The sequence below is a fragment of the Streptomyces sp. NPDC060198 genome (assembly GCF_042728415.1).
GTDB lineage: Bacteria > Actinomycetota > Actinomycetes > Streptomycetales > Streptomycetaceae > Streptomyces.
On record NZ_JBHWZJ010000334.1, the window covers coordinates 1 to 7,658 of the forward strand.

The following is a 7,658-nucleotide window of genomic DNA, read 5'->3' on the forward strand; positions in this document are numbered from 1 at the left end:
GATCGACGGAATTACCTTCCGCCGATCGGCCCCGACTGTTGAGGTACGGGTCAGCCTCGCGGCTTCTCGCGCATCTCGTACGTCGCGATGACGTCGTCGATCTTGATGTCGTTGAAGTTTCCGAGGTTGATACCGCCCTCGAAGCCTTCGCGGATCTCGGTGACGTCGTCCTTGAAGCGGCGCAGACCGGAGATGTTGAGGCTCTCCGCGATGACCTTGCCGTCGCGGAGCAGGCGCGCCTTGGTGTTGCGCTTGACCTCGCCCGACCGGACCAGGACACCGGCGATGTTGCCGAGCTTGGACGAGCGGAAGACCTCGCGGATCTCCGCCGTACCGAGCTCGACCTCTTCGTACTCCGGCTTGAGCATGCCCTTGAGGGCCGCTTCGATCTCTTCGATCGCCTGGTAGATGACCGAGTAGTACCGGACGTCCACGCCTTCGCGCTCGGCCATCTGCTGCGCGCGCCCTGCGGCACGCACGTTGAAGCCGATCACGATGGCGTCGGAGCCGGTCGCCAGGTTGATGTCCGACTCGGTGACCGCACCCACACCGCGGTGCAGGATGCGGATGTCGACCTCGTCGCCGACGTCGAGCTGGAGCAGCGAGGACTCGAGAGCCTCCACCGAACCGGACGCGTCGCCCTTGATGATGAGGTTGAGTTCCTGGACCAGACCGGCCTTGAGCGCCTCGTCGAGGTTCTCCAGGGAGAACCGGACACCCTTGCGGGCGAAGTTGGCGTTGCGCTCGCGGGCCGCACGCTTCTCGGCGATCTGCCGGGCCGTGCGGTCCTCGTCGACGACCAGGAAGTTGTCGCCGGCACCCGGGACGTTGGTGAGACCGAGGACGAGGACGGGGGTCGACGGACCCGCTTCCTCGACGTTCTCGCCCTTGTCGTCGAGCATGGCGCGGACTCGGCCGTAGGCGTCGCCCACGACCATCGTGTCGCCGACCCGCAGCGTGCCTCGCTGCACCAGGACGGTGGCGACGGCACCGCGGCCGCGGTCGAGGTGGGACTCGATCGCGATGCCCTGCGCGTCCTGCTCCGGGTTGGCCCGCAGGTCGAGCGAGGCGTCGGCGGTGAGGACGACGGCCTCCAGCAGGGAGTCGATGTTCAGACCCTGCTTGGCGGAGATGTCGACGAACATGGTGTCGCCGCCGTACTCCTCGGCCACCAGACCGAACTCGGTGAGCTGACCGCGCACCTTGACCGGGTCGGCACCCTCGACGTCGATCTTGTTGACCGCGACCACGATCGGCACGTCGGCCGCCTTGGCGTGGTTCAGCGCCTCGATCGTCTGGGGCATCACACCGTCGTTGGCCGCCACCACGAGGATCGCGATGTCGGTCGACTTCGCACCACGTGCACGCATGGCGGTGAACGCCTCGTGACCCGGGGTGTCGATGAAGGTGATCTTCCGGTCCTCGCCGTTGACCTCGGCGGAGACCTGGTAGGCACCGATGTGCTGGGTGATGCCGCCGGCCTCGCCCGCGACGACGTTCGTCTTGCGGATCGCGTCCAGCAGTCGGGTCTTACCGTGGTCGACGTGACCCATGACGGTCACGACCGGCGGACGGGCGATGAGTGCTTCCTCGCCGCCCTCGTCCTCGCCGAACTCGATGTCGAAGGACTCGAGCAGCTCGCGGTCCTCCTCCTCCGGGCTGACGATCTCCAGGACGAAGTTCATCTCGTCCGCGAGGAGCTTCAGCGTCTCGTCGGAGACGGACTGCGTGGCGGTGACCATCTCGCCGAGGTTCATCATCACGCCGACGAGCGACGCCGGGTTGGCGCCGATCTTCTCCGCGAAGTCGGTGAGCGAGGCACCACGCGACAGACGGACGGCCTGTCCGTTGCCGCGAGGCAGCATGACGCCGCCGACCGACGGGGCCTGCATGGCCTCGTACTCCTGGCGCCTCTGCCGCTTCGACTTGCGACCACGACGCGCCGGACCGCCGGGACGGCCGAACGCACCCTGTGTGCCACCACGGCCACCGGGGCCGCCGGGACGTCCACCGAAGCCGGGACGACCGCCGAAGCCGCCGCCACCGCCGCCGGGACGACCGGCACCGCCGCCGCCACCGCCGGGACCGGCCGGACGGCCGGCGAAGCCGCCACCGCCGCCGCCACCGGGACGACCCGCGAAGCCGCCGCCGCCACCGGGACGACCGGCACCGCCGGCGCCGCCGGGACGACCCGCCCCGCCGCCGGGACCACGGCCACCGCCGGGGCCACCGCCGGGACGCGGGCCCGCAGCGGGACGCTGCGGCATCATGCCGGGGTTCGGACGGTTACCGGCCGGAGCGCCGGGACGCGGAGCCTGCGGGCGGGGCATCCCGCCCGGGGTCGGACGAGCGCCGCCCTGGGCACCCTGCGGACGCGGAGCGCCGCCGGGGCCACCGGCGTTGCCCTGGGGGCGCGGGGCGCCGGGGCGCTCCTGACCACCGGGGCGCGGGGCACCGCCGGGACGGGGCGCCTGGGGGCGCGCCATGCCGGTGGAACCGCCGGAGGTGAACGGGTTGTTGCCCGGACGGGGACCGGCCGGACGTGCGCCGCCGGGACGCGGGGCGCCCTGGCCCGCGGGACGTGCGGGGCGGTCGCCGCCACGCTCGCCGCGGTTGTCACGCTGACCGCCGTCACGGTTGTCGCGCTGACCGCCGTCACGCTGACCGCCGGCCGGGGCCGGACGGGCGGGGGCGGGGCGCGGACCCGGAGTGGCACCCGCGGGACGCGGGGCCTGGGGCTGCTGGGGCGCGGCCGGCTGGGCCGGGGCCGGCGCCGAGAACTCGGCGACGGGGACCGGGGTCACCGGGGCGGGCCGGGGAGCCGGACGCGGGCCCGGACGGGGACCGGCCGACGGTGCGGCGGGAGCCGCGGGGGCGCCTGCCTCCGGCTCGGCGGTCGGCTTGGGAGCCGGTGCGCCGGGCTTGGGGGCGGCGGGACGTGCCGAGGCGGCCGGGGAGGGCGCCGCGGGCTTGGCGGGGGCGGCCTTGCGAGGCGCTCCCGGCTTGGCAGCGGACTTGCCGGCGTTGCCGCCGGGTCCCTGCAGTGCGTCAGTCAACTTGCGTACAACCGGCGCCTCGATCGTCGAGGACGCCGAACGGACGAATTCACCGAGTTCTTGGAGCTTGGCCATGACGACCTTGCTCTCGACGCCGAACTCCTTGGCGAGTTCGTATACCCGGACCTTAGCCACTTCGCTCCTTTTAGGTCCGGGTTACCGCCGGACCGTCGCTACTTCATGGGCGTACTCATCGCGTACTCATCGAGTGCTCATCGCAATCTCGACCTACTTCCAACTCGCGAGGTACCTGACCGCACGGGGACCCGTGCCGTTCACGTTCATTTTTCCTGCGGTGCCACCCGCTCGACGAACCGCTGCAAGGCGGAGGTGTCGAACGGCCCCTTGGCCTTGAAGGCCCGGGGGAATGCCCGGCGGCGGACCGCCAGGTCGAGACAGACAGATGCCGGGTGCACATAGGCACCCCGGCCGGGCAGCGTACCGCGTGGATCAGGCGCACAAGCGCCCTCGTCCACCACGATGCGCAGCAACTCGCTCTTGGCCGCTCGCTCCCGGCATCCCACACAGGTGCGTTCGGGACAAGCGCGGGCTTGCGTCCGGCCAGACACGGCTAAGTCTACCTCCCCGCGCCGACCTCACCCCTTTGGGGCAAAAATCGAACGGATGTTGTCGTGATCTCCAGCGGATTCCCGCGTCGATCTATTCCTCGCGGCCCGTGGGGGCCCCGGTTCCACCGGGGGTGCTCACCCCGACGGGCGGCACCGCTCCGGTGGCCCGGCCGCGGAGGTACGGCTCCGGCAGCCGGTGGCCGTACGGCGGTCAGCCGCGCTCCGAACGCTCCCGGGCCCGCTCGGCCCGCTCACGGTCGGCGACGTCGCGCTCCTCGTCCGTCTCGGTGTCCGGGCGGATGTCGATGCGCCAGCCGGTGAGGCGGGCGGCCAGACGGGCGTTCTGCCCCTCCTTGCCGATCGCCAGGGAGAGCTGGTAGTCGGGCACGGTCACCCGGGCGGAGCGGGCGCCGAGGTCAACGACCTCGACCTTGCTCACCCGTGCGGGGGACAGCGCGTTGGCGACCATCTCGGCCGGGTCGTCGGACCAGTCCACGATGTCGATCTTCTCGCCGTGCAGCTCGGCCATGACGTTGCGGACCCGGCCGCCCATCGGGCCGATGCAGGCGCCCTTGGGGTTGAGCCCGGACCGGGTGGAGCGGACCGCGATCTTGGTGCGGTGACCCGCCTCACGGGCGATGGCGCAGATCTCGACGGAACCGTCGGCGATCTCCGGGACCTCCAGCGCGAAGAGCTTCTTCACCAGGTTCGGGTGGGTGCGCGACAGGGTCACGGACGGGCCGCGGACGCCCTTGGCCACCCGGACGACGTAGGTGCGCAGCCGCAGACCGTGGGTGTACTCCTCGCCCGGCACCTGCTCCTGCACCGGCAGGATGGCTTCGAGCTTGCCGATGTCGACGAGGACGTTGCGCGGGTCCTTGCCCTGCTGGACCACGCCGGTGACGACGTCACCCTCGTGGCCCGCGTACTCGCCGAAGGTCCGGTCGTCCTCGGCGTCGCGCAGCCGCTGCAGGATGACCTGCTTGGCGGTGGTCGCCGCGATGCGGCCGAAGCCGGACGGGGTGTCGTCGAACTCCTTGGCCTCCTGGCCCTCTTCCAGGTCGGCCGGGTCCTCCGTCGCCCAGACGGTGACGTGACCGTTGCGGTCCAGCTCCACGCGCGCCCGGCGGAAGCTGCCGTCCGTGCGGTGGTACGCGATGAGGAGGGCCGACTCGATCGCCCCGACGAGCACGTCGAACGGGATTCCCTTGTCCTGCGCCAAGCCCTTCAGAAGCTTCACATCGATGTCCACGGCTACGCCTCCTCTTCCTTCTTGTCCTTGCGGTTGAATTCGATCTCCACGCGCGCCTTGTCGATCTCGGCGAAGGCGATCCTGCGTGCGGTGGGCTTGCGCCCCTTGACACCGGGAACCTCCAGGTCGAGGCCCTCGTCGTCGACCTCCAGGATGCGCGCGATCAGCTCGTCGGCGCCCGCCTCGGCGGTCAGCTTGAACTTGACCAGCCGGCCGGTGGCGCGGACGTAGTGGCGGTGCTCGGTCAACGGGCGGTCGGCGCCCGGCGAGCTCACTTCCAGGACGTACTCGTCCTCGCCCATCGCGTCGGTCTCGTCGAGCTTCTCGGAGAGGGAGCGGCTCAGCTCCGCGCAGGTGTCGAGTTCGACGCCGTCGTCCGAATCGACGACGATCCGCAGCACACGGCGGCGGCCGGCCCGGGACAACTCGATCTCTTCGAGGTCGAGCTGCGACGAGGCGACGAGCGGTTCGAGCAGCCCCCGCAGCCTCTCGCTCTGGTTGGTGCTCATCCGGGTGACTCCTCGGCCGCGTCTGCTGTTGTGGGGATCGTCGTGCGTCAGGACAAAGGGTATCCGGTCGCGGGGGGTGTTGCCGTCCTCAGGCCGCCCTCGCGCGGGTACGCTCGCGTGCGGTGATCACTTCAGGACAGATCCTGTCAGGACTTGTTCAAGCCCGAAGGAGAAAAGTGCGGCGCACGGGGACGACGCGCAGGGGGGCACTCACCGCCGCCGGAGCGCTCGCGGCAGGAGGGGTGCTGGCGGGCTGCGACGGCGAGGAGCGGTCGGCGGCCGGGCGGACCGGGACCGCGCGGACCGCCCGGACGACCCCGGAACAGAGACTGCGGACGGCCGGCGTGCGGACCAGCGCGGCCCTGCTGGCGCGGTACGACGAGGTCGCCGCCGCCCACCCCGCCACCGACGCCGGGCTCGCCCCGCTGCGGGCCGCCCTGCGCCAGCACACCGCGGCGCTCGCCGAAGGCACCACGGCACCGTCGCCGAGCCCGTCGGCGAAGGACCCGGCGAGCCCGGCGCCGCTGCCGTCGGCGACCGCCGCGCCCTCGACCGAGGCGGTCGGCAGCACCCCCGCCCCGTCCGCCACCCCGGCGGGGGACGCGCGGACGGCGCTGAAGGAGCTGGCGGCCGAGGCCCGGCGGGCGGGCGACGCGCACACCGCGTCGCTGCTGGAGGCAGAACCGGAGCTGTCCCGGTTGCTGGCGTCGGTCGCCGCCGCCTGCGGCGTGCACGCGTATCTGCTGACCGAGCTGGCCAAGGAGACCCCGGCATCATGACGGCCCAGGCACTGAAGGCGGCACAGGCCGCCCTGGCGGCCGAGCACGCGGCCGTGTACGGCTACGGCGTGGTCGGGGCGCGCACCTCCGGAAGCCGGCGCTCCGAGGCGACGGGCGCGTACCACGCGCACCGGGCCCGCCGTGACGCCCTCGCCCGGGCGGTGCGGGACCTGGGCGGTGTACCCGTGGCGGCGGACGCCGCGTACGCTCTGCCGTTCGCGGTGCGTGACGGTGCGGCGGCGCTCCGGCTGGCGGCCGTCCTGGAGGACGGCGTCGCGGGTGCCTGTGCCGACCTCGTACGCGCCACGGAGGGCACGGCACGGCGGGACGCCGCGCTCGCCCTGCGGGAGGCCGCCGTGCGTGCGGCCCACTGGCGGGGCTCCGGCACGGCCTTCCCCGGGCTCGCGGAGCGGGCCGGGCGGGCGGGGACCGGGTCCCCCTCTCCCCTGGAGGCCGCGGGCGCCGCCGGGACGCATTGAGACGGGTCACTGGACCGGCCTCGGAAAGGTACAGGTCAGGTATGGGTTTCGAACCGCCGCAGCGTCTGGCGCGAGCGCTGGACGAGCAGTACGGGAAGGCCGCGGCCGACGCGTGGCTGGGCTCGCTCGGCGCACTGGTGGAGGCGGAACTGTCCGCCGGCGGCCGGGACCTCTCCGTCGACCGGGTGGCCGCCCCCGGCGGGCGTACCAGCGTGGTCCTGCTGGTACGCCGGGCGGACGGCACCCCGGCGGCACTGAAGATCGCCCCGCCCGGGGCTGTGCCGGACGCCGAGCGTGCGGCACTGGCCCACTGGAACGGCTGGGGCTCGGTACGCCTGCTGTCGCCGCCCGACGCCGCGCCCGGGGCGGGGCCCGGCGGCGGGATGCTGCTGGAACGCCTGCATCCGGAGGTGTCGCTGCGTTCGCTGCCGGAGGCCAAGGCGCTGCTGGAGGCGGCGGGCACCGTGCGCAGGCTCTGGGTGGCACCGCCCGAGGGGCACGCGTTCGAGACGGTCGCGGAGCGGACCGGACGGCGGACCGGCGCGATGCGCGCGTTCGCCGCCGGGGACCCGGAGCTGGCGCCCCTGGTGGAGGCGGCGTTGGCGGTCCGCGAGGAGCTCGTCGCGGCCCCCGTCGAGGAGCTGCTGCTGCACGGCAACTTCCGGCAGAGCAAGGTGCTGTCGGGCGAGCGGGCGCCCTGGCTGACGGTCGGGCCCGAGCCGCTGGTGGGCGAGCGCGCCTACGACCTGGCGCGCCTGGTGCGCGACCGGGTGGAGGACCTGATCGCCTCACCGGGCGGGCCCGCGACGGCGCGCCGCCGGGTGCGCAAGCTGGCGGACTCGCTGGAGGTGGGCCAGGAGCGGCTGCACGGCTGGACGCTGTTCCGGGCGGTGGAGTCGGGCACCCGGGCGCTGGCCGAGGGACGGCAGCAGACCGGCGAGATGTCGCTGGAGTTCGCCGGCTGGCTCTGACCGCCGCTTCCCGGGTACGGAGGAACCCCCCGCGCAACGGGTG

General features: G+C 73.0%; 7 protein-coding genes. 3 read left to right on the top strand and 4 right to left on the bottom strand.

Annotation, left to right across the window (positions count from 1 at the left end; translation table 11 throughout):
- Positions 1 to 50: 50 nt before the first annotated feature.
- From infB to rimP, 4 genes are all read right to left on the bottom strand, one after another.
- A complete protein-coding gene (infB, locus tag ACFWEP_RS28320) occupies positions 51 to 3,191 on the bottom strand; it encodes a translation initiation factor IF-2 (RefSeq protein WP_387374147.1) in 3,141 nt (1,046 codons plus the stop codon).
- Positions 3,192 to 3,337: 146 nt separating this feature from the next.
- Positions 3,338 to 3,625 carry a YlxR family protein gene (locus ACFWEP_RS28325; RefSeq protein ID WP_328719104.1) on the bottom strand — a complete coding sequence of 96 codons (288 nt, stop codon included), beginning with the start codon at positions 3,623 to 3,625 and terminating at the stop codon, positions 3,338 to 3,340.
- 211 nt (positions 3,626 to 3,836) lie between these two features.
- On the bottom strand, positions 3,837 to 4,877 hold the full coding sequence (gene nusA / locus ACFWEP_RS28330; RefSeq protein ID WP_266709799.1) for a transcription termination factor NusA: 1,041 nt from the start codon (positions 4,875 to 4,877) through the stop codon (positions 3,837 to 3,839).
- 2 nt (positions 4,878 to 4,879) lie between these two features.
- Positions 4,880 to 5,386, bottom strand: coding sequence for a ribosome maturation factor RimP (gene rimP, locus ACFWEP_RS28335; RefSeq protein WP_387374149.1), 507 nt, complete (start codon positions 5,384 to 5,386; stop codon positions 4,880 to 4,882).
- Between the two features lie 176 nt (positions 5,387 to 5,562).
- Here rimP and ACFWEP_RS28340 point away from each other — a divergent pair, with 176 nt between their 5' ends.
- Genes ACFWEP_RS28340 through ACFWEP_RS28350 form a run of 3 tightly spaced genes read left to right on the top strand, consistent with a single transcriptional unit; the run spans position 5,563 to position 7,615 of the window.
- Positions 5,563 to 6,165: a hypothetical protein gene (locus ACFWEP_RS28340; RefSeq protein WP_387374151.1), complete on the top strand. Its 603-nt coding sequence runs from the start codon at positions 5,563 to 5,565 to the stop codon at positions 6,163 to 6,165.
- Positions 6,162 to 6,644 (top strand): DUF4439 domain-containing protein, encoded by a 483-nt coding sequence (locus ACFWEP_RS28345; RefSeq protein WP_387374153.1) that lies wholly within the window; start codon positions 6,162 to 6,164, stop codon positions 6,642 to 6,644. Before ACFWEP_RS28340 ends, ACFWEP_RS28345 begins: the two co-directional genes overlap by 4 nt.
- Positions 6,645 to 6,685: 41 nt before the next feature.
- Complete coding sequence (locus ACFWEP_RS28350) at positions 6,686 to 7,615, top strand: aminoglycoside phosphotransferase family protein (RefSeq protein WP_387374155.1); 930 nt, start codon at positions 6,686 to 6,688, stop codon at positions 7,613 to 7,615.
- Positions 7,616 to 7,658: the final 43 nt, after the last annotated feature.

Bases quoted from the DNA above. Each gene is read 5' to 3' on its own strand.
- rimP (WP_387374149.1), bottom strand. From the start codon at position 5,386: ATGAGCACCAACCAGAGCGAGAGGCTGCGGGGGCTGCTCGAACCGCTC.
- ACFWEP_RS28345 (WP_387374153.1), top strand. From the start codon at position 6,162: ATGACGGCCCAGGCACTGAAGGCGGCACAGGCCGCCCTGGCGGCCGAG.
- ACFWEP_RS28350 (WP_387374155.1), top strand. From the start codon at position 6,686: ATGGGTTTCGAACCGCCGCAGCGTCTGGCGCGAGCGCTGGACGAGCAG.